This is a genomic window from Streptomyces yangpuensis, assembly GCF_024666385.1.
GTDB classification, from domain to species: Bacteria; Actinomycetota; Actinomycetes; order Streptomycetales; family Streptomycetaceae; genus Streptomyces; species Streptomyces yangpuensis.
Genome location: NZ_CP102514.1, coordinates 916921 through 942644 on the forward strand (window position 1 = coordinate 916921; position 25724 = coordinate 942644).

The window sequence follows — 25724 nt, forward strand, 5'->3', positions numbered from 1 at the left end:
CACGCACAAGCCAACGGCCCGTAACACCGAATGGAGTTGGACCATGACCGAGCTCCTGCCCGCTCGCGCGGACAGTGCCGCGTCCTTCCCGATGACCGAGACGCAGCAGGCACTGATGATCGGGCGAGGCGAAGCCGTCGAGATGGGCGGCATCGGCTGCTACGGATACTTCGAGTGGGAGCGCCCCGACCTCGACCCGGAGCGGTTCGCCGCCGCCTGGCGCACGGTGGTCGCCCGTCACGACATGCTCCGCGCGATCGGCGGCACGGACGGCACCCAGTGGGTGCCGTCCGACCCGCTGCCCTTCGACATACCGGTCGTCGACCTGCGCCACCTGTCCGCCGACGCGGCCCGGGAACACCTGGCCGCGCTGCGCGAGGAGATGAGCCACGTGGTGTTCCCGGTCGGCAGCTGGCCGCTGTTCGACCTGCGGATCTTCCGGCTGGGCGGTCCGGAGAACCTGGGCCGGGTCCACCTGGGGATCGACCTGCAGGTGCTGGACGCCTCCAGCGCCTTCCAGGTCCTCTTCCCCGAGCTGGTCGACCTGTACGAGGACCCCGACGCGGACCTCCCGGAGCCCGGCATCTCCTTCGCCGAGTACGCCCGCTGGCGCGCCGACGCCCTGCCGCACACCGAGGCCTTCCGCGCCGCCCGCGACTACTGGGTGCAGCGCGTGCCCACCCTGCCACCGGCCCCGTCGCTGCCCACCGGCGGCTCCGGCGGGGACACCGGCGAGGTCCGCTTCGACCGCCGCGAGCACCGCCTCTCCCCCGCCGACTGGCAGCGCTTCCAGGAGCGGGCGCGCGGAGCGGGCCTCACCCCGTCGGTGCTGCTCACCGCGGCCTTCGCCGAGGTGGTCCGGGCCTGGGCGGAGGAGTCCGACTTCACCATCAACTATCCGGTCTTCCAGCGCCCGGCGGTGCACCCGGACATCACCGGCGTGCTCGGCGACTTCACCAACGCGGTGATGCTCGCCGCCGACGGTTCGGGCGCGACCTTCCTGGACCGGGCGCACGCGCTGCGCGACCAGCTCGCCCGCGACGTGGAGCACGGCTCCTTCAACGGCGTGCGCGTGCTGCGGGAGCTGACGCGGCTGCACGGCGTGGGCGCCCAGGCCGGAATGCCCGTGGTCGTCACCAGCCTGCTCGACTACCCGGTGCGCCGGCCCGTCACGGACCTGGGCCACGAGGTGTACTCGATCTCGCAGACCCCGCAGGTGACCCTCGACGTGCAGCTGCGCGAGCTGGCCGGCGAGCTGCGCGTCATCTGGGACTTCGTCGACGGGGCCTTCGCGCCCGGGTTCGTCGACGCCGCCTTCGGCGTGTACGTGGACCTCCTGACCCGGCTCACCGAGGACCCGGAGAGCCTGCACACCGCGCGCTTCGACCTGATCCCGCCGGCCGAGCGGGAGCTGCGCCGACGGGTCAACGACACCGCCGGGCAGATCCCCTACACCACCCTGCACGAGCTGTTCGCCCGGCAGGCCGGGCTCACCCCCGACGCCGAGGCCGTGGTCGACGCCTCCGGGCGGCGGCTCAGCTACGCCGAACTGGCCACATACGCCTGGCGGATCGGCCGCACCCTGCGCGAGCACGGGGCGGCGCCCGGCGAGCTGGTCGCGGTCGTGATGGAGAAGGGCTGGGAGCAGTACGCCGCGGTGTACGGCATCCTCGCCTCCGGCGCCGCCTACCTGCCGCTGGACGCGTCCGTGCCGCCCGAGCGGCTGCGCCGGCTGCTGGCCGAGGCCAAGGTCGACCGGATCCTCACCCAGTCCTCGCTGGACTCCCGGATCAGCTGGCCCCCGACGGCCCGCCGCTACCGGGTGGACAAGGACTTCGAGTCCGGCACCGCCACCCGGCCGGACACCGCGCAGACCCCGGCGGACCTCGCGTACACGATCTTCACCTCGGGCTCCACGGGCGAGCCGAAGGGCGTGATGGTCGACCACATCGGTGTGGTCAACCTGATCCGCGACGTCGCGGCGCGCTTCGAGGTCGGGGCCCGGGACCGGCTGCTGGCGATCTCGGGGCTGCACTTCGACGCCTCGATCTACGACGTCTTCGGGGTACTGACGCAGGGCGGGACCGTGGTGGTGCCGCCGCCGTTCGAGCACGCCGAGCCCGACGTCTGGGCCGATCTGGTACAGGCCGAGCAGGTCACGCTGTGGAACTCCGTACCCGTGCTGATGGAGCTGCTCGTCGGCGAGGCCGAGGTGCGCGAGCGGCGCGGCGGCGGCCGGCCGCTGGAGTCCCTGCGGCTGTCGGTGCTCTCCGGCGACTGGATCCCGCTGACGCTGCCGGACCGGCTGCGGGCGCAGAGCCCGAAGATCCAGGTGGTCGGCTCGGGCGGGCCCACCGAGACGATCTGCTGGTCGCTGTTCCAGCCGATCGGCGAGGTCGACCCGTCCTGGACGAGCATCCCGTACGGCAAGCCGATCACCAACCAGCGCTACTACATCGTCGACGGGGCGGCGTACGAGCGCCCGCTCGGGGTCGTCGGTGAGATGGCCGTGGCCAGCGACGTCGGCCTCGCGCTCGGCTACTGGAACGACCCCGGGCGCACCGACAGCCGCTTCGTGCGCCTGCCGGAGACCGGCGAACGCGCCTATCTGACCGGTGACCTGGGCCGGTACCTGCCGGACGGCAGCATCGAGATCCTGGGCCGGGACGACTTCCAGGTGAAGATCCAGGGCCACCGGATCGAGCTGGGCGAGATCGAGGCCGTCCTGCGCCAGGACGACGAGGTCGAGGCGGCCGTGGTGGTGGCGCCCGCCAGCGCCCACGGGGTGCGGCGGCTGCACGCCTTCGTGGTGGCCGCAGCCGGCTCCGGCGCCGGCACGGGAGACCGGGTGCTGGAGCGGCTCGCCGCGCAGCTGCCCGACTACATGGTGCCGGCCGCGCTGACCGTGCTGGACGAGCTGCCGCTGACCCGCAACGGCAAGGTCGACCGGCTGCTGCTGGCCTCCTCGGCCGGACGTCAGCAGTCCGCCGACGACGCGGCCGTGCGGGAGGGCGGGGACGGACCGGGCAGCGCGCTGGAGCTCGTGCTGTGCGCGGCCGTCGCCGACATCCTCGGCCTGGACGGGGTGGCGCCCGGCGACAACTTCTTCTCCCTGGGCGGCGATTCGCTCAGCGGGACCCGGCTCGCCGGGCTGCTGGGGGAACTGCTCGGGGTGCCGGTGCCGGTCAAAACCGTGTTCCAGAACCCGGTGGTCTCCGAGCTCGCCGCGAAGATCGCCGCCGACGAGCAGCACGGCGCGGAGGCGGTCGCGGCCGCCGAGGCCTTCGGTGAGCTGGAGGCCGACGAGACGGACACCGCCGATGCGGACGGCTGAGCACACGACCCGGTTCCGCACGGCCACCACGGACGATTCCGAGAGGGGACAGTCATGAGCCTCACCCTGCCCGCGCCCGTCACCGATCCGCTGGACGAGGACGGTCTCCGGGGCGCCGCGCCCGCGGCGCCCGCCCCGGACCTGGTCGATTTCGCCGCGCACGCCAACACCCGGCTGAGAGAACGCGATTCCGTCCTGTACGAGCTGCTGGCCCGGGAGTCGGCGCGCCAGCGCGACACCCTGATGATGGTCGCGGCGTCCAGCGTCGCGGACCCGTCCGTGCTGGCCTGCGAGGGCAGCGCGCTCGGGAACCTGACCGCCGAGGGGTATCCGGGCAACCGCTACCACGCGGGCTGCGGCGTCGCCGACGAGATCGAGCGGCTCGCGATCGAGCGGGCGTGCGCGGCCTTCGGGGCGCAGGACGCGATCGTGCAGCCGCACTCCGGGTCCTCCGCGAACCTCGCCGTGATCACGGCGCTGCTGAGTCCCGGCGACTCCCTGCTCGGTCTCGACCTGGACTGCGGCGGCCACCTCACCCACGGCTCCCCCGCCTCGGTGACCGGCCGGTACTACCGCGCCCACGGCTACCGGGTGACGCCGGAGGGGCTGCTCGACTACGACCAGATCCGCGAACTGGCGCTGGAGCACCGGCCGAAGCTGATCGTGTGCGGGGCGAGCGCCTACCCCCGCAGCATCGACTTCGCGCGGTTCCGGGAGATCGCCGACGAGGCCAACGCCTACCTCCTGGCCGACATCTCGCACATCGCGGGACTGGTCGCGGCCGGCCTCCACCAGAGCCCCGTCGACCACGCCCACGTGACCACCACCAGCACCTACAAGCAGCTGTACGGTCCGCGGGGCGGGCTGATCCTGCTGGGCCGCGATGCCCGCAGGGCCGGTCCGGACCGCGGCACCCTGGCCGCTACCCTGCGCCGAGCGGTGTTCCCGTTCACCCAGGGCACCCCCGACCTGGCGTCCGTGGCGGCCAAGGCGCGCGCGCTGGACTTCGTGGCGAGCCCGGACTTCGCGGAGGTCGCCAAGCGGCTGGCCGACGGCGCGCAGGCGATCGCGGAGCGGCTCCTGGACCGGGGCTTCCGGCTGGTCACGGGCGGTACGGACACCCACATGGTGCTGCTCGACCTGCGCGGCACCGGCGTCACCGGGGACGTGGCGGAGGAGGCCCTGGAGTCCTGCGGGATCGTCGTCAACCGCAACCGCGTCCCCGGGGACACCACCGGGGTCCGGGTGACGGGCGGCCTGCGGCTGGGCACCAACACGCTGGCCGCGCGCGGGATGGACCGTACGGTCGCCGCGGAGTGCGCGGACCTGGTCGCGGACGTCCTGACGGCGCTCGCCGCCACCGGCGGCGTGCTGCCGGAGGCACTGCGCGACCGGGTCCGCACCCGGGTCTCCGAGCTGTGCGCCGCCCACCCCCTGCCGGGGTACCTGACGTGACCTTCAGCGGCTTCCCGCCCTCGGCACTGCGCCTGTACGAGGACCTCGCGGCCGACAACAGCAAGGAGGCGTGGCGGCTGCGCCACCGCGAGCGGTACGAGCGCGATGTGCGTGCGCCGATGGACGAGCTGGCCGCTGACCTGGGCACGTTCTTCGAGGAGTGGGCCGGGCCGGGCGCCGTGCAGGTGCTCGGCCCGGTACGGGACACCCGGATGTCCCACGACAAGTCCCCGTACAAGACCTATCAGGGCGCCTACCTGGACCTGCTGCCCTGCCTGGGCCTGTGGGTGCACCTGGACCGGGACGGGCTGTACGCCTCGGGCCGCTGGTATCCGTACGCCGGGGCCGAGGTCACCCGCTACCGTGCCGCCGTCGAGGAGGAGGACGGCGGCACGGAGCTGGCGGCGATCACCGGCCGGCTGGCGGAGCAGGGCTTCGTCCTCGGCGGGGACCGGCTCAGGTCCCGGCCCCGGGGGGTACCGGCGGACCACCCGCGGCTGGACCTGCTGCGCCACCGCAAGATCGACGCGGGGCGCCGCCAGGGTCCGGCCGCGGGCCTGCACACGGCGCGCGCCGGGGAGTTCGTCCGGGAGACCTGGCTGCTGGTACGGCCGCTGCTGGACTGGATGGCGGCGCGCGAACTGACCCCGAAGCCCCGCGAACGAGGAGTTGACGACCCGTCATGACCACAGGTGGTTCCGGCATCGCCGATCTGCGCAGCGACACGGTGACCCGGCCGGGTCCCGGGATGCGGGCCGCGATGGCCGGCGCGGAGGTCGGCGACGACCTCTTCGGGGAGGATCCGACCGTGCGCGCCCTGGAGGAGCGTCTCGCCGGGCTCTTCGGTTTCCCCGCGGCCCTGTTCACCCCGTCCGGGGTGATGGCCAACCAGATCGCGCTGCAGCTCCTCCTCGCGCCGGGCGAGGAGCTGGTGTGCGACGCGGAGGCGCACGTCCTGGCCCACGAGGAGGCCTCCCCGGCCCGCTACGGCGGAATCCAGACCCGTACCGTCGCGGCGGAGCGCGGGATGGTCACCCCGGAGCTGCTGGCCGGGGTGGTCCGGCGGGGGAACGCCTACACGCTGGGCACCCGCGCGGTGGAGGTGGAGCAGACCCACACCCGGGCCGGCGGTACGGTGCACCCGCTGGCGACGCTGCGCGCGGTGCGCGAGCTGACGGCCGGCGCGGGCGTGGCCGTGCACATGGACGGCGCCCGGATCTGGAACGCGATGGCCGCGACCGGGACCTCGGCGGCCCAGTACGGGGAGACGGCGGACTCGCTGTCCGTGTGCCTGTCGAAGGGGCTGGGCGCGCCGGTCGGTTCGGTGCTCCTGCTGCGGTCCGAACACCTGCCCAGGGCGCGGAAGCTGCGGCACGGCCTGGGCGGCGGCATGCGGCAGTCGGGCATCCTGGCCGCTGCGGGGCTGTACGCCCTGGACCACCACGTGGAGCGGATCGCCGAGGACCACGACCACGCCGGGCTGCTGGCGGCGGGGCTGCGGGACGCGGGCTTCCCCGTGCGCCCGCCCGAGACCAACATCGTCCTCGTCGGGGTGCCGGGCGCCGACGAGGTCGTTTCACGGGCCGCGCAGGAAGGAGTGCTGGTGACCGCGCCGGACCCGGAGACCGTCCGGCTGGTCACCCATCTGGACGCAGGAGACAAGGTGTGTCGGCGCGCCCTCGAGGTGCTGACCGCCGTGATGACCGATGTCGTCGCCGGGGCGCGCAGGAACGCGCCCGCGGGACGCCCGTAAGAAGCGGAAGAGAGCGAAGTAGCAACATGAGTTTAGAAGTCCGGCCCGCCACGGCGGATCTGTGGGACGACGTCCGCAAGGTGCTCCAGCCGAAGCAGAGCGCGCACACGTGCTGGTGCATGGCGTGGCGGCTGAGCACCGGTGACTACGGGCGGATGACCGCGCAGGAGCGGGGCGAGCACCTGCGCAACCTCACCGAGAAGGCCGATCCGCCGCCGGGGGTGCTCGGGTTCCTGGACGGCGACGTGGCCGGCTGGTGCAACGTGGCCCCGCGCCGCCAGCTCGACCGGCTCACGTCCTCGAAGACGATCACCCCGGTGGACGACGTGCCCGTGTGGTCGGTGACCTGTTTCGTCGTGCGCAAGGAGTTCCGCGGCAAGGGGGTCGCCTCGGGTCTGCTGGAGGGTGCCGTCGAGCACGCGCGGGCGAACGGCGCGCCCGCCGTGGAGGGTTACCCGGTGGACCCCGAGGGCGGCCGGGTGAACCCGACCCTCGCCTATGTCGGGACGATGGACATGTTCGAGCGGGCCGGCTTCCGCCGGCTCCGGCGGACCGAGGCGAAGAGCGACAAGCGGCACCGTTGGATCATGCGCCGCGACCTGGTCTGACGGCCGGGCCGCCGGTATCCGGGGAAGGGGCTCCCGCAGTGCGGGGGCCCCTTCCTCGTGCGGGCGGGGGCCTCGTGGGGCCGGGTCAGGGGGTGTGCGCCGCGGTGTCCCACAGCTGGGTGGGACGTCCGCAGCGCAGTGCCTCCCACGCCGCGCGCCGGTAGCAGCCGGCCACCAGGCCGTCCCGTACCAGCCCGGAGGCGCCGTGCAGGTGCACCGCGTCACGTGTCACGTCGAGGGTGGTCTCCGCCGTGAGGGCGATGAGCCCGGCGGCCTCCCCCGCGGTGAGCCGGCCCTCGTCGAGGTCTCGGGCGGCGTCGCCGACGGCCCAGCGCACGGCGTCGAGCCGGGCCAGGAGCCCGGCCACCCGCAGCCGGGGGCCCTGGTGCTTGACCAGGGCCTGGCCGAACTGCTGGCGGCCGCGGATCCGGGAGACGACCGCGGTCAGGGCGGCCGCGGTGATGCCGGCCAGCAGGGAGGCCTGGTGGACGGCGGCACGCAGGCCGACGCGGGCCAGGGCCTGTTCGGCGGCGAGTCCCCGCAGCAGTACCGAACCGCCCGGGATCCGTGCCTCGTCGAAGACGGCTCCGGCGACCGCTCCCCCGCCGTGGTCGCGCAGCGGGCGTACGGTGACGCCCGGCGCGGGCAGGTCCACGAGGGCGACGCAGGGGCCGTCGGGACCGCTCGCCAGGACCAGCAGGGCGTCCGGCCCGACGCCGGCGGCGAACGGGCCTCCGGTGCCGGTGAGGACCACGCCGGCGCCGTCGCCGTCCGGTTTCCAGGCGATGCCGGGCGGTACGGCGCCGCGCGGATCGGGCAGCCGGCCCGGGACGGCGAGCTGGAGCTCCCCGGCGCGCACCCGGTCCAGCAGGTCGTCGGTGCCCTCGGGGGCGAGGGGGCCGAGGGCTGAGAGCACGTCGAGCGCGAGGAGGGTGTCGGCGAGCGGGACGGGCTGCATCGCGTTGCCGGCCTCCTCGCAGACCATGGCGAGGACGGCCTGGCCGAGGTCGAGGCCCTCCTTCTCGATGGGGAGGGCGAACTCCCAGGCTCCGACCTGGGTCAGCGCCTCCCAGGCGCCGGCGGGGGTGTCCCCGTCGACCTCCAGGCCCTGCCGCACGGTGAGCCGGAGCTGCCGGAAGAGCGAGTCCTCGTCCTCCCTCTCCCGCCACCGCTCGGGCGCCTCGCCGGCTGCCCCCTGCGTACCGCTCCCGTTGACCGCCTGGGTCGTCATGGCCGTACCTCCGCCCCTGAGTCGAGACGCAGCCGGGCCAGCGTCTCCAGCATCATTTCGGCGGTGCCGCCGGATATCCGCATCCCCGGGGCCTCACGCATCGCCGAATCCAGTGGGTGTGCCACCCCGTCGACCTCCGGGTCGTCGAGGGTCATGCTCGTGTCACCGTCGAGTTCGGCGGCCCACCAGGCCACCTCCGCGGCGAGTTCGGTGGTGTACCACTTCGCGGCGGCGGCCTCGTCCTCGTTGAGCTCGCCCCGGTCGAGGCGGGTGAGGACACGGCGGACCAGGGTGCCTGCCGCGAGCAGCCGGGCGTTCAGCTTGGCCAGGCCGATCTGGTCGTGCTGGCCGGCTTCCAGCCGGTCGGTGTGGGCCTCCAGCCGTTCGACGGCGGCCCGGTACCAGCGCAGCGCCTTGACGTAGTAGTCGAGGCCGGTGCGTTCGAAGGCCAGGGTTTTGACGACGATCGCCCAGCCCTGTCCGATCGTGCCGACGACGTCGTCGGCGGTGACGGCCACGCCGTCGAGGGCGACCTCGTGGAAGGCGTCGTCGCCGATGCCCGGGATCTGCCGGATCGTGACGCCGGGCTGGGCCAGGGGCACGAGGAAGAGGCTGAAGGCGTCGTCCTCGCCGCGGGCCAGGCACAGGCCGTAGTCCGCGAAGCGGGCGAAGAGCGAGTGGACCTTGGTGCCGTAGAGCTTGTAGCCGCCCTTGCCGTCGGAGACGGCGCGGGTGGAGAGGATGTTGAGGTCGGATCCGGCCTGCGGTTCGCTGAAGAGCACGCAGCCGAAGGAGGTGCCCGCGGCGAAGCCGGGCAGGTGGCGTGCCTTCATCTGCGGGCTCGCGACGTTGAGCAGGGTGGAGCCGACGATCTGCACGGTGAGGGTGTGCAGCAGGTCGGGGACGTCGTGCATGGCGAGTTCCTCGACCAGCACGGCGGCCGCGACCTGGCTGACGCCGCGGCCTCCGTACTCCTCGGGCCACTGGGGCGCGAGCAGGCCGTGCTCGCCCAGGGCCCGGTGGATGGGCCGGGGGTCGCGGGTGCGCCGGGCCTCGGCGACGGGGGCGGACACCAGGATGTCGTGGATGTCCTCGCGCAGGGCCCGCATGGGGGTGCGGGGCACGTCGGCCCCGCTCCGTACGAGCCCGCAGTCCGCGGGCGCGCGGTAGAACTCGGTGGTGAGCACGGGCAACTCCCTAGGCGGGTCTGGTGGGTCCGGGTGGGTCCGGTGGGGATCGGGGCGGGGGCCGGGGCGCGGACGGCCCCGGCCCCCGCTCAGTGCCGGGCGGTGACGAGCGGGGACCCGGGCGCGGCGACGGCCCGGTCCAGCACCTCCTCGATCCCGGTGAGCAGGCCGCGCACGTCCTCGGGCGTGGCCGCGTGCCGGTTGTACTCGGCGGTGCCGCCGATCTCGCCGTCCCGCTCCACCAGGCCCACGCAGGCCAGGGCGGCGGCCGGGTCCGGGCTGTAGAGCTCCAGGTGGCGGGCGGGCGGGCCGGGCAGCTGGCCGACCTCGATGCCGGGCAGGTCCAGCGGTACGGCCGGGTAGTTGTGGAGGGCGAACAGGACGTTGTACGGCGGGGGCGTGCCGTCGCCGAACAGCACGTCCACGGGCAGCCGCTGGTGGGCCAGGGCGTCGGCCACCGCGGTGCGGGTGCGGTGCAGGAGTTCGCGGAAGGCCGGGCCGCCCGCGAGGTCGAGCCGGATCGGCACGACGGTGGTGTACTGCCCGACGGCTCCTTCCAGCGGTGCGGCGAACCGGCCGGCGGCCGGGGTGCCGATCACCACGGAGGTACGGCCGTCCCTGCGGGCGAGCACCACGGCGAGCGCGGCGAGCAGGGTCATGAAGGGGGTGGCCCCCTCTGCCGCGCCCAGTTCCAGGCCGGCGTCGACGGGACCGCGGGCGAGCCGTACGGGCAGGTGTCCGCGCTCGAAACCGCCGCGAGCCCGGGGTGCGGGCGGGTCGGCCGCGAACACCGCCCGGCGGCGGGCGAGTTCGGCGGTGCCGTCCGGTCCGGCGAGCCAGCGGTGCTGCCAGTCGGCGTAGTCGGGGAACTGGAGTTCGGGCGGGGTGAGCGCATCGGGGCCCTCGCGGTAGCCGGCGGCGAGGTCCGCGAGGAAGACCCCGGAGGACCAGCCGTCGAAGACCGCGAGGTGGGAGGCGAGAATCAGGACGTGCTCGTCGGGGGCGGTCCGCAGCAGCCGGAACGCGCTGGTGCGGCCGGTCTCCAGGTCCAGGACGGTGGAGGCGCTCTCGGTGAGCTGCAGGGCGGTCCGCTCGGCCACGGCCTGCGCCGTGAAACCCGTCAGGTCGGCCCGGGTGAGCCGCAGCACCGGTTCCTCGTCCACGTGCAGCCGGGGCTGGTCCGCGGTGGAGCGGACCAGCCGGGTGCGCAGGGCCTCGTGCCGGCGCAGCACCCCGGTGAGGGCCCGGTCGAGCCGCCGCGGGTCGAGGGGGCCGGTCAGCCGGAGCGCGTGCGAGCCGGTGGCGACGGCCGGGTGGGTGCGTTCCCGGCGCCACAGCCGGGTCTGCAGGGCGGTCGGGGGGACCGGCCCCGCGCCGGAGCGCGGGGCCGGGTGTGCGGGTACGGGCCGCCGGGCGGCCAGCATCAGGCGGGCGAGCTCGCGCTTGGCCTCGGGGAGCGCGGCGAGTGCTCCCTCCAGCCCGGCCGGACCGGCCATCAGGGCCCCTCCGGCTGCTGGAGGGAGCCGAGGAGGGCGGCGGCCTCTTCGTCGCTCATGTTCTCGATCTGCTCGAAGACCGCGAGCAGCCGGTCCTGCTCGCCGGCGGCCTCGGCCTTCGCGGTGCGGACCAGTTCGGCGAGGCCCGCGACGGTGGGACGGCCGAAGAAGTCGGCGAGGGCGATGTCGATGCCGAAGAGGGCCCGGACCCGGGAGACGACGATGGTGGCCTGCAGGGAGCTGCCGCCCAGGGCGAAGAAGTCGCCCTCCACGTCCGGGTTCTGCCATTCCAGGAGCGGGGTGAGGATGTCGCGGCAGATCTGTTCCTCGACGGCGTCGCGCGGCGGGGTCCCGCCCTGGGCCGACTGCTCGGTGGGCAGCGGCAGGGCTGCGGTGTCGACCTTGCCGTGCGGGGTCAGCGGCAGCTCGTCGAGGACGACGACGACCGGGACCATGTAGCCGGGGAGCCGGCCGGCGGCGTAGGCGCGCAGGCCCTCGGCGTCGGCGACCTCGGAGGCGTAGGAGCCGACCTGTTCGACGGTGACGTAGGCGGCCAGCATGCGCTCGCCGCCCGCGGCGGGCTGGGCCACCACGACGGCCTGCTGCACGGAGGGGTGCCCGGTCAGCACGGCCTCGACCTCGCCGGGCTCGATGCGGTGGCCGCGCACCTTGAGCTGGCGGTCGGTGCGGCCGAGGAAGTCGAGGTTCCCGCCGGGCAGCCAGCGGACCAGGTCACCGGTGCGGTAGAGGCGTGCGGTCTCGGGGCCGTCGGCGTACGGGTTGTCCGCGAAGCGTTCGGCGGTGAGGTCGGGGCGGCCCAGGTAGCCGCGGGCCACGCCGGGGCCGGCCACGCACAGTTCGCCGGGGACGCCGGGCGGGACCGGGCGGAGCCGCTCGTCGAGCACGAAGGCCTGGTGGCCCGGCATGGGGCGGCCGATGGGCGGGTTGCGGTCGTAGCTGCCGGTGCAGTCCATCAGCGTCACGGCGACGGTGGCCTCGGTCGGGCCGTAGCCGTTGACGAAGCGGCGCTCCCCCGCGGTCCATTCGGCGACGAGCCGGCCGGGGAAGGCCTCGCCGCCCACCGAGACCAGGCGGAGGTCCGGCAGGGCCGCCTGGTCGAGCAGCGGCAGGAGTGCGGGCGGGAGTTCGGCGACGGTCACCGCGTCCTCGCGCATCCGGGCCTGGAGCAGGGCGGGGTCGCGGCGTTCCTCGTCGGTGGCGATGACGAGCGAGCCGCCCGCGAGCAGCGTGGTGAAGATCTCGAAGACGGAGACGTCGAAGGTGAGGGGCGCGAACTGCAGGACCCGGTCCTCGGCCTTGATCTCGTAGGCCTTGGCGATGGTGCGGGAGAAGTGGGTGACCGAGCGGTGCTCGATCATGACCCCCTTCGGGGTTCCGCTGCTGCCGGAGGTGTAGAGCACGTAGGCGAGATCGGCGGGGGTGGAGCTGAGGGCGAGGGAGGGGACCTCGCGGACGGGTGCCGCCGTCCCGGTGTTCACGAGTTCCAGCGGTACGGGAAGTTCCGCGTTCTCGTCGACGAGCGCGTGGCGGACCTTGGCGTCGGCCAGGACGGTACGGGTCCGCTCGGCCGGGGCGGCCGGGTCGACCGGTATGTAGTGGGCGCCCGCCTTGAGGACGCCGAGGACGCCGGCGACGGCGGCCGGGCCGCGGGCCACGCACACGGCGACCGGGTCGCCGTGTCCGACGCCGCGGTCGCGCAGCCGGTGGGCGATGGCCTCGGACCAGCGGTCGAGCGCCGCGTAGTCCAGCCGCGTGGTGCCGCAGCGGACGGCGGTCGCGTCGGGGTGGATGGTGGCGCGCTCCCGGAAGGCGCGGTCGAGGGTGGTGGTCCAGGCGGCCTCGTCGACGGGGCCGCCGCGGGACAGCTCGCGGGCGTGCCGGGAGGCGGCGGGCTCCTCGACCAGGCTGATGTCGCCGACCTTGAGGTCGGGGTTCTCGGCGACCTGCTCCAGGACCTGCCGGAAGGCGGTGAGGAGGGCACTGGCCGTGCCGTGCCGGTAGAGGGAGGTGTTGTATTCGAGGGAGAGTTCCAGGCCGTCGTTCTCGCCGACGAGGAAGCTCATGTCGAACTTGGCCGCGCCGTCGTGCAGTTGGTCCATGGTGAACTCGACGTCCGCGGCCTGCGCGCGGTGGGTGCCCCAGCGGCCCAGCGAGGTGAACTCGATCTGGAACAGCGGGTGGCGCAGCGGGTCGCGGACCGGCCGGACGGCCTCCACGACCTGCTCGAAGGGCAGCTCGCTGCTGGTGAAGGAGTCCATCACGGAGGCGGCGGTGCGCGTGACGAGCTCGCGGAAGGTCAGCCCGTCGGTGACCTCGGTCCGCAGGGTGATCATCTGGACGAAGCAGCCGATGACCTGTTCCAGGTCGGGGTGCGGGCGGGAGGCGCTGGCGGTGCCGACGACGACGTCCTCGGTCCGGGTCCAGTGCCGCAGCAGGGCGTTGAAGGCGGCCAGCAGCGTGGTGAAGACGGTGGTGCTGCTCGCGTCGGAGAGTTCGGTGAGCCGGTCCAGCAGCTTCTGGTCGAGGGTCAGTTTCAGGCCGCGGCCGTCGCCCTTGGTCTCGGGGCCGCGCGGGTGGTCGGGCATGACCTCGGTGGCGACGGCGCCGGCGAGGATCTGGCGCCACTTGGCGGCGAGTGCCCGGCCGTGCTCGTCGTTCTCCAGCTTGGCCCGCTGCCAGGCCGCGAAGTCGGCGTACTCGACGGCGAGTCTCGGCGCCTCGGGGCGCCTGCCCGCGGCGGCCGCGGCATAGCTGCTGGTCAGTTCCTCTGTGAAGATCCGGGTCGAGCCGGGGTCCCAGGCGATGTGGTGGACGACCCAGAGCAGGACGTGCCGGTCCGCGGTGAGGCGCACGAGGTGGGCGCGCACGGGCGGGGCGGCGGCCAGGTCGAAGGGGGCGGCGGCGGTGGCCGCGGTGAGCTCGGCGAGTTCGCGGTCGGCGTCCTCGCTGCCCGACAGGTCGGTGCTCTGGATGCCGAGCACGAAGGAGGGGACGGGCTCCTGCCAGGGGACGCCGTCGATCTCGACGAGTTTGCTGTGGAGCACCTGGTGGCGGGCGACGACGGCGTTGAGGGCCTCGTGCAGGGCGGCCCGGTCCAGGGGACCGGAGAGGGCTATGGACAGGGCTATGTTGTTGCGGGCCTTGCCGGCGCCGAGCTTGTCGACGAACCACATCTGCTCCTGCTGGAAGGAGGAGCGGGAACGCGGTCCGTGGTCGGCACGCTTGAGCTCGACGCGGCGGCCCACGCCGGCCGTCATCTGGTTGCGCATCCTGCCCAGCAGCCGGGAGCGCTGTCCCTGGGGCAGGCGGCCGAGCCGTTCGGCGAGATCAGACATGGTTTCCTCCGTTGCGGTGCAGGTCTGCGAGCAGGGCGGCGAGCCGGTCGGGCAGGTGCTTGGCGAAGTAGTGGCGGCCACCGGGGATCACGGCGAGCGACACGTCGGCGGCGTACCGGCCCCAGGCGCGGTAGCCGTCCTCGTAGCCCTCGGTGGCGTCGTCGGCGTCGCCGATGATGCAGGTGAGCGGGGTGGTCAGGGGTTGTTCGTAGCCGCCGGGGGTCCGGGCGAAGAAGCGGGCGGCCTCGGTCATGTCGTGGCGGACCATCCGCAGGACGGCGGTGAGGTCGCGGTCGTCGAGGACGCCGTCGAAGCCGTCCATGGTGGTCAGGTAGGCGACGAGGTCGTCGTCGCCGGAGACCCGCTCCATCTCCAGGGCGTACTCGGGGTCCTCCTCGGGGAGGGCGGCGGCGAGGTCCAGGGCGATCGGCCGCTGTCCCAGCCGTTCGAGGACGTGGGTGGTCTCCAGCGCGGTGACGACTCCGGCGCAGTGGCCGTAGACCGCGTACGGGCCCCGCACGGTGCGGGCGATCTCCTGGGCGGCGAGTTCGGCGAAGTCGGGAACGGGCAGCATCGGGCCGGGGCGCAGCGGGTCGTGTCCGGGCGGGGAGACGGCCAGGAGCTCGATGTGCGGCGGGAGCTGGGCCGCGAGGGGCTGGTAGGCGATGGCATCGCCGCCGCCGTGCGGGAAGCAGACCAGGGTCAGGGCGGTGGTGCCGGCGGGGCGTTCGGGGGTGAGCCGGTGCAGCAGGCGGTGCGCCTGCGCCCCGCTGCCGCCGAGTTCGGCGCTGCGGGCGGCGAGGCCGGCCGGGGTCGGGTTGCTGAAGAGGTCGACGACGCGCAGGGCGGCGGCCCCGCCGTCCGGCAGCGCGGCGGCGACGGCCCGGACGGCGCGCACGGCGGCGAAGGAGTCCCCGCCGAGGGCGAAGAAGTCTGCGTCGGGAGCCACTTCGGCCACGCCGAGGACCTCGGCCCAGACGGCGGCGATCCGCAGGGCGACGGGGTCCGCGCCGGCCGGTGCGACGGCGGCGGGCCGGTCCGGGGCCGGGGCGGCGGGGCGCGGGTCGGGCAGGGCGCCCCGGTCCACCTTGCCGTTGGGGCTCAGCGGCAGCCGTTCCAGCAGGACCAGTTCCGCGGGCACGCAGTGCGGGGGCAGGACCGCGCCGAGCGCGGTCCGCAGGGCGGCGGTGTCGAGGTCGGCGCCGTCCTCGGGGACGACGTAGCCGACGAGGCGGTCGGAGCCGGCGGCGGTCCGGCGGGCGGCGACGACGGCCTCGCGGACGCCGGGGCGGTCGCGCAGCGCGCTCTCCACCTCGCCCGGTTCTATGCGGAGCCCGTTGAGCTTGATCCGGAAGTCGGTGCGGCCGAGGAGTTCGATGGTGCCGTCCGTGCCGTAGCGGGCCAGGTCGCCGGTGCGGTAGAGGCGTTCGGTGCGGCCGGGTTCGAGCTCGACGTGGACGAACTTCTCCTCGGTGAGCTCGGGCCGGTTCAGGTAGCCGCGGGCCAGTCCGACGCCGCCGAGGTGGAGTTCGCCGGGTACGCCGACGGGGACGAGGCGGTCGTGCGGGTCGAGGATGTAGGTGTGCTGGTTGGCCATGGGGCGCCCGTACGGGAGCTTCGTCCACTGCGGGTCGACCCGGCCGACCCGGTGCTCCACCGAGTGGATGGAGGCCTCGGTCGCCCCGCCGAGTGCCGCGAAGGACAGCTCCGGCGCGAAGGCGCGGATCCGGTCGGGCTGGGTGACGGGGATCCAGTCGCCGCCGAGGAACGCGGTGCGCAGCTTCGGCAGTCGCGGGCCGCCGGCGTGTTCGAGCTGGTCGACGAGGAGGCCGAGGAGGGCGGGGGCGGAGTTCCAGACGGTGACGCCGTGCCGTTCGGCGAGGTCGGCCCAGTGGGCCGGGTCCTTGGCGGCGGCGGGGTCGGGCAGGACGAGCGTGCCGCCCGCGGCCAGGATGCCGAGGGTTTCGTAGACGCTCATGTCGAAGCTGGGCGAGGACAGGGCGAGGACGCGGTCCCCGGGGCCGATGCCGTAGGAGCGGTTGAGGTCGAGGAGGTTGTTGACGACGCCGCGGTGTTCCAGGGCGATGCCCTTGGGGGTGCCGGTGGAGCCCGAGGTGAAGATGACGTAGGCGAGGTCCCGGGCGGTGACGGGGACCTCGGGCCGGGTCGCGGGCAGCTCGGCGAGGGCGGCGCGGTCGGTGTCCAGGAGCACCCGGGCGGTGCCGGCGGGGACGGGCAGCCGGCCGATGAGTTCGGCGTCGGAGACGACGATGGGCGGCGCGGCGTCCTTCAGCAGCAGGGCGAGGCGTTCGGCGGGGTAGTCCGGGTCGAGGGGTACGTAGGCCCCGCCCGCCTTGAGGACGGCGAGGATCGCGGTGACCAGTCCGGGGCCGCGGCGCAGGCACAGGGCCACGGTCCGGTCGGGGCCGGCCCCGGCCTCGACGAGCCGGTGCGCGAGCCGGTTGGCGCGCTCCTCCAGCTCCCGGTAGGTGACGCTCCAGCCGCCGAGTCCGCCGAGGACCACGGCGGGGGCGTCGGGGCGTCGGTCGGCGTGCTGTTCGAAGAGGTGGTGCAGGCAGGCGTCCTGGGGGAAGGGGGCGCGGGTGGCGTTCCAGTCGTCCAGGGCGGCGCGCCGCTCGGTGTCGGTGAGCAGCGGCAGCGCCGACAGCGGGGTGTCGGGGCGGTCGACGGCGCCTTCGAGGGTGGTGAGGAAGTGACCGAGGAGCCGGTCCACGGTCGAGGCGTCGAACAGGTCGGTGGGGTATTCCACGAGGGCCCGGACCGCGGTGCCGGTGTCGTGGACGCTGATCATGAGGTCGTACTTGGTGGCGTGCGAGGAGAAGTCGATCGGCTCGGTGGCCAGGCCCGCGAGGCCGGGCGCCGTGTCCGGGGTCTCGTCGAGGAGGAACATCACGGAGGTGAGCGGCGGCCGGCTCGGGTCCCGGGGCAGGCCGAGCGTGTCGACGATCAGGTCGAAGGGCAGTTCCTGGTGCGCGTACGCCTGGAGGGTGGTGTGCCGGGTGGCGCGGACCAGTTCGGCGAAGCCGGGGTCGCCGCCGGTTCTGATGCGCAGCGGCAGGGTGTTGACGAAGAAGCCGATGAGTTCGCTGAAGGCCGGGTGGTCGCGGCCGGAGACGGAGGTGCCGACGACGATGTCCTCCTGGCCGGTCCAGCGGCGCAGGGTGGCGGCGAAGCCCGCCAGCATCGTCATGTAGAGGGTGGCGCCCTCGGCCTTGCCGAACTCCCTGAGCCGGGCGATGAGCCGGGGCGGCAGGTCGATGTAGCGGGAGGCTCCGGCGTGTCCGAAGACGGGGGGCCGGGGCCGGTCGGTGGGCAGGTCCACGGGGGCGGCACCGCCGAGCTCCTCCCGCCAGAAGGAGGTGAGCCCGTCCAGCCGGTCGCCGCTGACGCGGCGGCGCTGCCAGGTCGCGAAGTCGGCGTACTGCAGGGCGAGCGGGGCGTTCGGTTCGGCGGGGGCCCCGGTCCGGGCGGCGTAGGCGCGCTCCAGTTCGGTGTAGAGGATCCGCATCGACCAGCCGTCGGTGACGATGTGGTGGAGGTTGAGGACGAGGACGTGGTCCTCGGCGCCCAGGCGGCCGAGCCGGGCCCGCAGCGGGACGGCGCCGGCCAGGTCGAAGGGGGCGCCCGCGTCCGCGTCGTAGAACGGCCGGACGGATTCCTCGTCGGGCAGCTCGGTCAGCGGCAGGGGCAGCCGGAAGCCGTCCACCACCCGGGGCAGGGCCTCGGTGGCGCCCTCCTGGTAGGTGTAGACGGTGCGCAGGACCTCGTGGCGGTCGACGATGTCCTGGAGCGCCGCGTGCAGGGCGGGGACGTCGAGCGGGCCGCGGATGCGGGTGGCCACCGGCACGTTGTAGGCGGGACTGCCCGGCTGGAGCTGGTCGATGAACCACAGCCGGCGCTGTGCGAAGGAGAGCACCGGCGGGTCCGCGGGGTCACGGGGTGCCGGCTCGGGGTCCTCCCGTACGGCGGCGCGCCCGCCGGTGCGGCCCGTCAGGGCCTGGAACAGTGCCCTGCGGGACTTCGGCAGTGCGGCTATGCGTTCGGCGAGGGACTCGCTCACCTTGAGCCTCCGTGCGTCTTCGGGAGAGGGAGTACGGCAGGGCGCGCCGCGGGACGGCGGCGCGGGCGTGCGGGTGCGGAGTGCGGGTGCGGGCGTGCGGGCGCTGCGGGGTACGGGTGGGCCCGTGCGGGCGCGGGTGCGGGTGTCGGGAGCGGGTGCCGCTGGGCGGGCACCCGCTCCCGTGGGACCGGACCGTCAGGCGGTGACCTTGGCCTCGTCCGAGGCCGGAGATCCCTCCTCGGCGGTGTCGTCGCCGCCCGGCATTTCCTTGATCTTGGCGACCGGGCCGGTGAGGAGGGTCAGACCGCCGATGATGGTGACGGCACCGGCCACCGCGAGGCCGCCGGTCAGGCCGATCGCCTCGCCGAGCGCGCCGCCGGCGAAGTAGCCGAGGGACAGGGCGCCGTACACCGCGGAGAGCGCGGTGCCGCTGACGCGGCCCATCTGCTCATTCGGGGTGACACCCTGCACGAGGCTGAGGACGTGGATGTCGAACATCGGGGAGACGAAGCCGATGATGGCCTGGACCACGATCAGTCCGACGAAGCCGCCGACCGCGCCGCCCGTCGGCACCAGGATGTAGCCGGCGCCGAGCACGACCGCGGTGATCACCAGGAGGCGGCCGACCGAGAGGCTCTTGGAGACGACCTCGGAGAGGACCGCGCCGACGATGACGAAGACCGACATGACGGCGAAGGCCGCACCGACCTGGCCGGGGCTGAGGTTCAGCTCCTTGTAGGCGTAGACGATGAGGATGGCGTCGCCCATCGCGGCACCGAGGTTGACCACGACGTTGGCGGTGAACAGGCCGCGCAGGACCGGGTTGCCGAAGAGGGTCTTCATGCCCTCCTTCATCTCCGCCTTCGCGGAGGCCTTCCGCTCCTCGGTCCGCTCGCGGACGTCCCGGTGGCGGATGACCAGCAGGGCGATGAGCGAGATGAGGAAGGTGAACGCGTCGGCGGTGATGGCGCGTGCGGCGCCGAGCAGCTGGATGAGCGCGCCACCGGCGCCCGCGCCGACCGCCTCGGCGACACTGCGGCTGATCTGGAGCTTGGTATTGCCCTCGATGAGGTTCTCGGTACCGATGAGCTGGGGCAGCCAGGACTGGTACGAGACCTCGAAGAAGGTCGTGAGGCAGCCGGTGATGCCGGCCACGATGAAGATGTGCGTCATGGTGACGGAGTCGAGCGCGAACGCCAGCGGAATCGTGGCCAGGGCCAGGAAACGGCCCAGGTCGGCGACGATCATGACGGTGCGCCTGGAGACCCGGTCGGCCACCAGCCCGGCGATCGGGGCGAGCAGCAGGAAGGGGAGGAAGCGCAGCGCGCCGAGCACGCCGACCTCCAAGGCTCCACCGTCCAGCACCACGACCGCGAGGGTCGGCAGTGCCAGAAGGGAGATCTTGTCGCCGAAGTTGCTGACGGTCTGCCCGAACCACAGGCGATTGAAATCGGAATGCCGACCGAGTGCCATGTCGACGCCCTTTTCTGATTGGGTACGGAATTGTCGGACGGCACTGAGGCTATGGACCCCGGGTTGGGCCCCGGTTATGAATTCCGGGACTATAGACCGCTTGTAGACATGCGATGAGCTCAGGTGGAGAAGCGTGCGATGTCGGCGCTCTCACGGGCGATCCCGGCGGCCACGGCGGGGCTGAAGGGCCCGTTCCCGGGGAAGGGCTCGACCTTGACCGGCGCCCCGCGGCGGCCGCCGGACCAGGTGCCGACGGCCAGGCCGTCGACCAGCACGGTGGCCCGGATCTGCCCGCCGCCGGGCCACACCCGGCGCTCGTGCTCCGCGGGCACCGACAGGTCCCGGCTGCGGTAGCCGACCAGGTAGTTGTCGTAGGCCGGCAGCAGCCGTACGTCGGGTTCTCCGGGGACGGGCGGGTCCTCGGGACCGGTGTCCCGTACGGCGGCCCAGGCGTTCCTGCCCGTCGTGGTCTTCAGCCCCGACCAGTGGACGAAGTCCGCCGCGTCGGCGGGTCCGTGGGCCGCGCGGTAGCGCCGCGCGAGTTCCCGTACGGCCGCTTCCCCGGTGCAGGGGAGCGGTCCGGTGGCGGGGAGCCAGTCGTCGAGGAGGACGAAGGTGGCCTCGCCGTCCCGTTGCGGTCCGTGGCAGATGAGGCCGGCGAGGGCGGCTCGGCGGATGAGGTGGAAGGCTGACTGCCCCTTCGGCTCGACGCCGAGGGTGGTGAGCCGTCGCGTGAGCCCGGCGCGGGTCTGGGGGCCCTCCGCCGCGATCGCGTCGGTGATGACCCGCTCCGAGCGGGTGCACAGGGCCTCGTCCAGGCCCAGTTCACGCAGGCGCCGTGCGGCGAGCGCCAGGTGCACGGGGCCGAAGAGGGCCAGCAGCCAGCGGGCGTCGGCGGCGGGCACCAGCTGGAGGGTGCCGCGCATGAACCAGCCGCGGACGGCGGTGCGTTCGGTGTCGGTGGCCCGGCGCACCGCCTCCTGTGTCAGCCCGCGGGCCCGCACCCGCAGCCCGAGCTCCGCCGCGGGCAGGTCCTGGGCCTGGACGGCCAGCACCCGGTCCAGGACGGCGGCGACGGAGTCCTCCCGGACCCCGTCCCCGATCGCCTGTGCGCGCGCCCTGAGCAGCCGTTCGGTCGTACGTCGTTCCACGTGATCCAGTCTTTCAGCCGAGCAGCCGCAGCCGCATCTCCTCGCGGGCCGCCACGCATCCGACGGCCTCCGCGCCGCCCCAGTCCAGCAGCCGCCAGCCGTGCCAGCGCGGCGGCTCCTGCCCGTACACGGGAAGGTCGAGGCGGGCCGGTTCGTCGAGCGTGCCCGCCCCGACCTTGACCAGGGACTCCTTTCGTACCCACTGGCGCAGGAAGGCGCGCCGGGGGTGGGTGTCCGACCGCAGGGCGGCCAGTTCCTTCTCCGTGCAGACGGACGAGGCCGTCCGCCAGTCCAGGGGGCCGTCGTCGGCGGCCTCCACGTCCACGCCGACGGGGCCGGCGGCCGCGGCGGCCGCGACCCAGCCCCGGGTGTGCGCGAGGCTGACGCCGGTGCCGGGCGCCTCGGCCAGCCGCGGCCTGCCGTGCGGCCGGTCGCAGGAGCCGCAGCTCTGAACGACGGTGAGGCTCTGCGCCGGGCGGCCCAGGAGCCGCCCGGCGCAGAGCCGGACCAGTGCGTGCGCGGCCAGGAAGTCGTCCCGGTCGGCGGCCGACCGGAGGGCGCCGGCGCGGTCCAGTTCGGTACGGGTCAGCAGCTCCCGTACGTCCCCTGCCGCGGCCAGCACCGCTCCGGTCGGCCCGGCCAGTGCGAGACCGGCCATCAGCGCCTGCGGCGCAGCACCGCGTAGTAGCCGGGCAGCCGCAGCGCGTCGGAGTCCGAGCGGGGGTCGATGGCGTGCAGTTCGATCGCCTCGTCCTCGACGATCTCCCAGCCCTCGGCGCCGAACGCCTCGGCCAGTTCGGGCCGGGTGAAGCGGTGCGAGTGCCGGACGCCGGCCGCCTCCAGCGGGCCGACCAGGTCCTCGGCGCGGCCCCGCTTGCCGCCGACGAAGCCGAGGTAGCCGAAGGAGTTGCTGGAGTAGTCGGGCTCGTGCACGATCAGCGTGCCCTCGTCGCCCAGCAGCCGGTCGGCGATCGCGGCGAGCCGGGCCCGGGCCTCGGTGTCCAGGACGTGGAAGACGCCGCGGACGAAGATGTTGTAGGGCCCCTCCCCCAGGACCGCGGCCTGTTCGGCGTCGGTCATGTCGATCGCCAGGTAGTCGACGTTCGGCACGCCCTCCGCCTCGCGCTTGGCGTGGTCGATGGCGCTGACGGACACGTCGACGCCGACGACCTTCGGGTAGTGCGGGGCGAGTTCGCGGCTGTAGCGGCCGTTGCCGCAGCCGAGGTCGATGAGCGGCAGGCCGGCGCGGAAGTGGCGCTGCGCCTGGTCGAGGAGCCACTGGAACTCCTCGCCGCTGTCGGCGTCCCAGATGACGTCGCCGCCGCGGCCGGTGCGCCGGATGCCGGCCCAGTAGCGCTCCCAGGCGTCGCCGGTGTCGCGCTCCTCGGCCCTGGCCGCGTCGGCGTCCTCCTCGCCGGGCGGCGGGGAGTACCGCTCCCAGACCTCGTCCTCGCCGAGGGCCTCCAGCAGCGCGGTGAACTCCTCGAACATGGAGTCGATGAGCCCGTCGGGGTAGACGGCGGGCAGGAAGTCCCAGTTGAAGGTGAGTCCTTCGGGCTTCTCGAAGACCTGGAAGTCGAGGGAGACCTGGGGGGTCTGGGAGATCCCGTAGACCGGGGCGCCCAGTTCGGTCTCCTCGTACTGCGGCGGGTGGCCGGCGAGGCTGGTCATCACCACGGGCATGGCCGGGGCGAGGGAGCCGCGCAGCTTGGTCAGCTCGCGCAGGACCTGCACCCCGCTGAAGTAGCGGTGCTCCAGGTCGGCCCACAGGCGGCGCTGGACGGCCTGCGCGCGTCCGGCGAAGGTGGAGTCCTGCTGTTCGACGGCGAGCAGCAGGGTGGTGGTGGTGTCCGCGAGCAGGGCGTTGACCTGCGGGTGCAGCGGGAGCCGGTTGAAGAGCGGGAAGTTGATCGTGAAGCGGGCCTGTCCGCAGGCCCTGCCGAGGATCTCGGCGTAGGCGGCGGCGAGCACTCCGGAGGGGGTCACCTCGCGGGCGTGCGCCCGTTCCTGGATCCGGGTCCACTGCTCCGGGGAGACGACGTGGCTGCGCCGTTCGAACCGGACCGGCAGCTCGGGGGCGTCGGCCGGGCGCTCGGGCAGCGCGGGGGCGGGCGGGAGGGTGGCGAGGCGGTCGCGCCAGTACCACTCGGAGCGCCGGTAGATCTCGCTGTCGCGCAGCGAGTTCCCGACGGCGAGCACGTAGTCGCGGAAGGTCAGCTCCAGCGGCGCGAGTTCGGCGTCCGGTTCCACGTAGTAGGTGACCAGGTCGGGGATGAGGACCTGGAAGTAGCTCCAGGCGTCGGCGACGAGGAAGTCCAGCGAGAGGTGGATCCGGGCCCGGCCGCCGCCGAGGAGGCTGATGCGCACGTCGAACAGCGGCCAGGCGTCGGCGTCGAGCACCTGGTGGGACAGCCGCTCGCGCAGGGCGGCCAGTTCGGCCGCGCGGGTCTCCTCGTCGAGGCCGCCGAAGTCGGTGACGGGGATCTCGTAGTCCGGGATCTCCTCGAAGACCTGCTGGGTGCCGTCGGGCAGGACGCGGGTGCGCAGGGCGTCGTGGCGTTCGACGAGCCGGCGCCAGGCGCCCTCGAAGCGCTCGACGTCGAGCTTCTCGCTCTCCCACTCGAAGTAGCCGTGGCAGCCGACGTTGCCCAGTTCGACGAGGCCGCCCCGGCCGATCCACAGGGCCTGCTGGCTCTCGGTCAGCGGGAAGGGCTCGAAGCGCGCGGCCGGGTCCGGGACGATCGCCGGGAGGCCGCCGAAGGAGCCGCGTCCGCCGGCGCGTTCGGTGGTGACCAGGGTGGCGAGTTCGGCGACGGTGGGGCAGGTGGACAGGTCGGAGAGGCTCAGCTCGACGCCGTAGCGGCGGCGGATCTCGTCGATGAGCTGGAAGGCCAGCAGCGAATGCCCGCCCAGCTCGAAGAAGTTGTCGTGGATGCCGACGCCGTCGGTGCGGAACGCGTCGGCCCACAGCCGGCTCAGGCCGTCCTCGACCTCGTTGCGCGGTGCCTCGTAGCCGGCGCCGACGCCGTCCCGGCCCTCGGGGGGCTCGGGCAGGCTGCGGCGGTCGACCTTGCCGTTGGGCAACCGCGGGAGGGAGGGCAGCACGACGACGGAGGCGGGGACCATGTAGTACGGCAGGGTACGGGCGACCTCGGCGCGGACCGTGGCCGAGTCGGGTTCGGCCCCGCCGGCCGGGGACACGTAGGCGATGAGGCGCTTGTCACCCGGGCCGCGCTCCTGGGTGACGACGACGGCCTCGGCGACGCCGTCGAGGCGCGCGATGTGCGTCTCGACCTCGCCGAGCTCGACGCGGAAGCCGCGGATCTTGACCTGGGAGTCGGAGCGGCCGAGGAGCTCGACGGCGCCGTCCTCGCGGCGGCGGGCGAGGTCACCGGTGTCGTAGAGCACCGGGTGCGGGTCGTCGGGCAGGAAGTTGGGGAGGAACTTCGCGGCGGTGAGCTCGGGACGGCCGTGGTAGCCGGCCGCGACCCCGGCCCCGGAGACGTGCAGCCGGCCGACCTCGCCCTCGGGGACCGGGCGGCCGTCCTCGTCCAGGAGGTGGACGCGCAGGTTGGCGATGGGTACGCCGACCGGGACCTGGCGGGTGGCGCGGACCTCGTCGGAGGTGGCCTGGCTGGTGAAGTCGGTGCCGGCGCCGAGGTCGAGGCAGGACAGGACGTTGGTGGTCTCGGTGGTGCCGTACGTCATCACCACGTGGAAGGGGGTGTCGACGGGCGGCCAGCTGTGCACGCGCTCGGCCGTGGTCACCAGGATCCGCAGCGCGGTCTCCGCCGGCCAGTCAAGCCCCCACACGGGCTCGGCCAGCGCGGCCACCAGCATGGTGTGGGTGATGCCCTCGCCGGCCAGCCAGTCGCGGATCTGCTCGGGGGTCTGCGCCTGCCCCGCCTCGGGGATGTGGATCGCGGCGCCGGCCGGGAGGTAGGCGAGCCACTCCATGATCTGGACGGCGAACCCGGGGGTGGACATCCAGGAGGCGCGGTCGCCGGGCCGGACCCCGTAGGCGCGGGTGGTCCAGTGGACCAGGTTGGTGAGCGCGCCGTGCCGCTCCAGGACGGCCTTGGGGGTGCCGGTGGAGCCGGAGGTGTAGATGAGGTGGCTGACGGTGTCGGGTCCGGTCACGGACGCGGGTGCGGTGTCCGGCATGCCCTGTCCGGCGGTGGCGACCTCGGCCCGCGCGACGTCCTCGGGTATCCGGCGGGCGAGTTCGGCCGGGGTGAGCACCAGCAGCGGGTCCGCGTCGCGGATCATCGCGGCGAGCCGGTCGTCGGGGTTGACCGGGTCGAGGGCGACGATCGCCGCGCCCGTCTTGAGGATCGCCAGGGAGCCGAGGACGTACTCGGCGCTGCGCGGATAGCAGAGCCCGATCCGGGTGCCGGGCGCGGCGCCGCGGGCGATCAGCGCGTGCGCCAGGCGGTTGGTGGCGGCCTCCAGTTCGGCGTAGGTCCAGGAGCGGTCGCCGTGCGCGAGGGCGGTGGCCGTCGGGGTGCGGGCGGCCTGCCCGGCGAGGAGTTCGGGATACCCGGTCGCGGGGAACGCGGCGTCCGAACGGTTGAAGTCGACGAGTGCGGTGGTCACAGT

14 protein-coding genes are annotated in these 25724 nt (G+C 73.9%); 5 read left to right on the forward strand and 9 right to left on the reverse strand.

Annotation, left to right across the window (positions count from 1 at the left end; genetic code table 11):
- Positions 1-43: 43 nt before the first annotated feature.
- The 5 genes from NRK68_RS04295 to NRK68_RS04315 are packed head-to-tail and all read left to right on the forward strand — an operon-like array spanning position 44 to position 7150.
- On the forward strand, positions 44-3334 hold the full coding sequence (locus tag NRK68_RS04295) for a non-ribosomal peptide synthetase (RefSeq protein ID WP_257854999.1): 3291 nt from the start codon (positions 44-46) through the stop codon (positions 3332-3334).
- A 54-nt stretch (positions 3335-3388) separates the two neighbouring features.
- Positions 3389-4789, forward strand: coding sequence for a serine hydroxymethyltransferase (gene glyA, locus NRK68_RS04300; protein ID WP_257855000.1), 1401 nt, complete (start codon positions 3389-3391; stop codon positions 4787-4789).
- Positions 4786-5475 carry a DUF2461 family protein gene (locus NRK68_RS04305; RefSeq protein ID WP_183068025.1) on the forward strand — a complete coding sequence of 230 codons (690 nt, stop codon included), beginning with the start codon at positions 4786-4788 and terminating at the stop codon, positions 5473-5475. The genes glyA and NRK68_RS04305 overlap by 4 nt, the downstream gene beginning before the upstream one ends.
- Positions 5472-6542 carry a threonine aldolase family protein gene (locus NRK68_RS04310; protein WP_257855002.1) on the forward strand — a complete coding sequence of 357 codons (1071 nt, stop codon included), beginning with the start codon at positions 5472-5474 and terminating at the stop codon, positions 6540-6542. The genes NRK68_RS04305 and NRK68_RS04310 overlap by 4 nt, the downstream gene beginning before the upstream one ends.
- Before the next feature lie 26 nt (positions 6543-6568).
- Positions 6569-7150: a GNAT family N-acetyltransferase gene (locus tag NRK68_RS04315; RefSeq protein WP_046778006.1), complete on the forward strand. Its 582-nt coding sequence runs from the start codon at positions 6569-6571 to the stop codon at positions 7148-7150.
- An 85-nt stretch (positions 7151-7235) separates the two neighbouring features.
- Here NRK68_RS04315 and NRK68_RS04320 read toward each other — a convergent pair whose 3' ends face one another.
- The 9 genes from NRK68_RS04320 to NRK68_RS04360 form a co-directional block, all read right to left on the reverse strand.
- Positions 7236-8381: an acyl-CoA dehydrogenase family protein gene (locus NRK68_RS04320; RefSeq protein WP_183068026.1), complete on the reverse strand. Its 1146-nt coding sequence runs from the start codon at positions 8379-8381 to the stop codon at positions 7236-7238.
- Positions 8378-9568 carry an acyl-CoA dehydrogenase family protein gene (locus NRK68_RS04325; RefSeq protein WP_052757875.1) on the reverse strand — a complete coding sequence of 397 codons (1191 nt, stop codon included), beginning with the start codon at positions 9566-9568 and terminating at the stop codon, positions 8378-8380. Before NRK68_RS04325 ends, NRK68_RS04320 begins: the two co-directional genes overlap by 4 nt.
- Positions 9569-9657: 89 nt before the next feature.
- Positions 9658-11064: a condensation domain-containing protein gene (locus tag NRK68_RS04330; RefSeq protein ID WP_183068027.1), complete on the reverse strand. Its 1407-nt coding sequence runs from the start codon at positions 11062-11064 to the stop codon at positions 9658-9660.
- Positions 11064-14420, reverse strand: coding sequence for a non-ribosomal peptide synthetase (locus NRK68_RS04335; RefSeq protein WP_257855006.1), 3357 nt, complete (start codon positions 14418-14420; stop codon positions 11064-11066). Before NRK68_RS04335 ends, NRK68_RS04330 begins: the two co-directional genes overlap by 1 nt.
- Positions 14413-18501, reverse strand: coding sequence for a non-ribosomal peptide synthetase (locus NRK68_RS04340; RefSeq protein WP_257855007.1), 4089 nt, complete (start codon positions 18499-18501; stop codon positions 14413-14415). Before NRK68_RS04340 ends, NRK68_RS04335 begins: the two co-directional genes overlap by 8 nt.
- A gap of 195 nt (positions 18502-18696) precedes the next feature.
- Positions 18697-19974: an MFS transporter gene (locus NRK68_RS04345; RefSeq protein ID WP_183068030.1), complete on the reverse strand. Its 1278-nt coding sequence runs from the start codon at positions 19972-19974 to the stop codon at positions 18697-18699.
- A 119-nt stretch (positions 19975-20093) separates the two neighbouring features.
- Entirely contained in the window at positions 20094-21125 is a 1032-nt protein-coding gene (locus tag NRK68_RS04350; RefSeq protein ID WP_183068031.1) for a winged helix DNA-binding domain-containing protein, read from the reverse strand.
- A 13-nt stretch (positions 21126-21138) separates the two neighbouring features.
- Positions 21139-21783: a 4'-phosphopantetheinyl transferase family protein gene (locus NRK68_RS04355; protein ID WP_257855010.1), complete on the reverse strand. Its 645-nt coding sequence runs from the start codon at positions 21781-21783 to the stop codon at positions 21139-21141.
- Positions 21783-25721, reverse strand: a complete 3939-nt coding sequence (locus NRK68_RS04360; RefSeq protein ID WP_257855011.1) for a non-ribosomal peptide synthetase — start codon at positions 25719-25721, stop codon at positions 21783-21785. The genes NRK68_RS04355 and NRK68_RS04360 overlap by 1 nt, the downstream gene beginning before the upstream one ends.
- Positions 25722-25724 lie beyond the last annotated feature (3 nt).

Bases quoted from the DNA above. Each gene is read 5' to 3' on its own strand.
- NRK68_RS04330 (WP_183068027.1), bottom strand. From the start codon at position 11,064: ATGGCCGGTCCGGCCGGGCTGGAGGGAGCACTCGCCGCGCTCCCCGAG.
- glyA (WP_257855000.1), top strand. From the start codon at position 3,389: ATGAGCCTCACCCTGCCCGCGCCCGTCACCGATCCGCTGGACGAGGAC.
- NRK68_RS04345 (WP_183068030.1), bottom strand. From the start codon at position 19,974: ATGGCACTCGGTCGGCATTCCGATTTCAATCGCCTGTGGTTCGGGCAG.
- NRK68_RS04310 (WP_257855002.1), top strand. From the start codon at position 5,472: ATGACCACAGGTGGTTCCGGCATCGCCGATCTGCGCAGCGACACGGTG.
- NRK68_RS04355 (WP_257855010.1), bottom strand. From the start codon at position 21,783: ATGGCCGGTCTCGCACTGGCCGGGCCGACCGGAGCGGTGCTGGCCGCG.
- NRK68_RS04315 (WP_046778006.1), top strand. From the start codon at position 6,569: ATGAGTTTAGAAGTCCGGCCCGCCACGGCGGATCTGTGGGACGACGTC.
- NRK68_RS04295 (WP_257854999.1), top strand. From the start codon at position 44: ATGACCGAGCTCCTGCCCGCTCGCGCGGACAGTGCCGCGTCCTTCCCG.
- NRK68_RS04335 (WP_257855006.1), bottom strand. From the start codon at position 14,420: ATGTCTGATCTCGCCGAACGGCTCGGCCGCCTGCCCCAGGGACAGCGC.
- NRK68_RS04320 (WP_183068026.1), bottom strand. From the start codon at position 8,381: ATGACGACCCAGGCGGTCAACGGGAGCGGTACGCAGGGGGCAGCCGGC.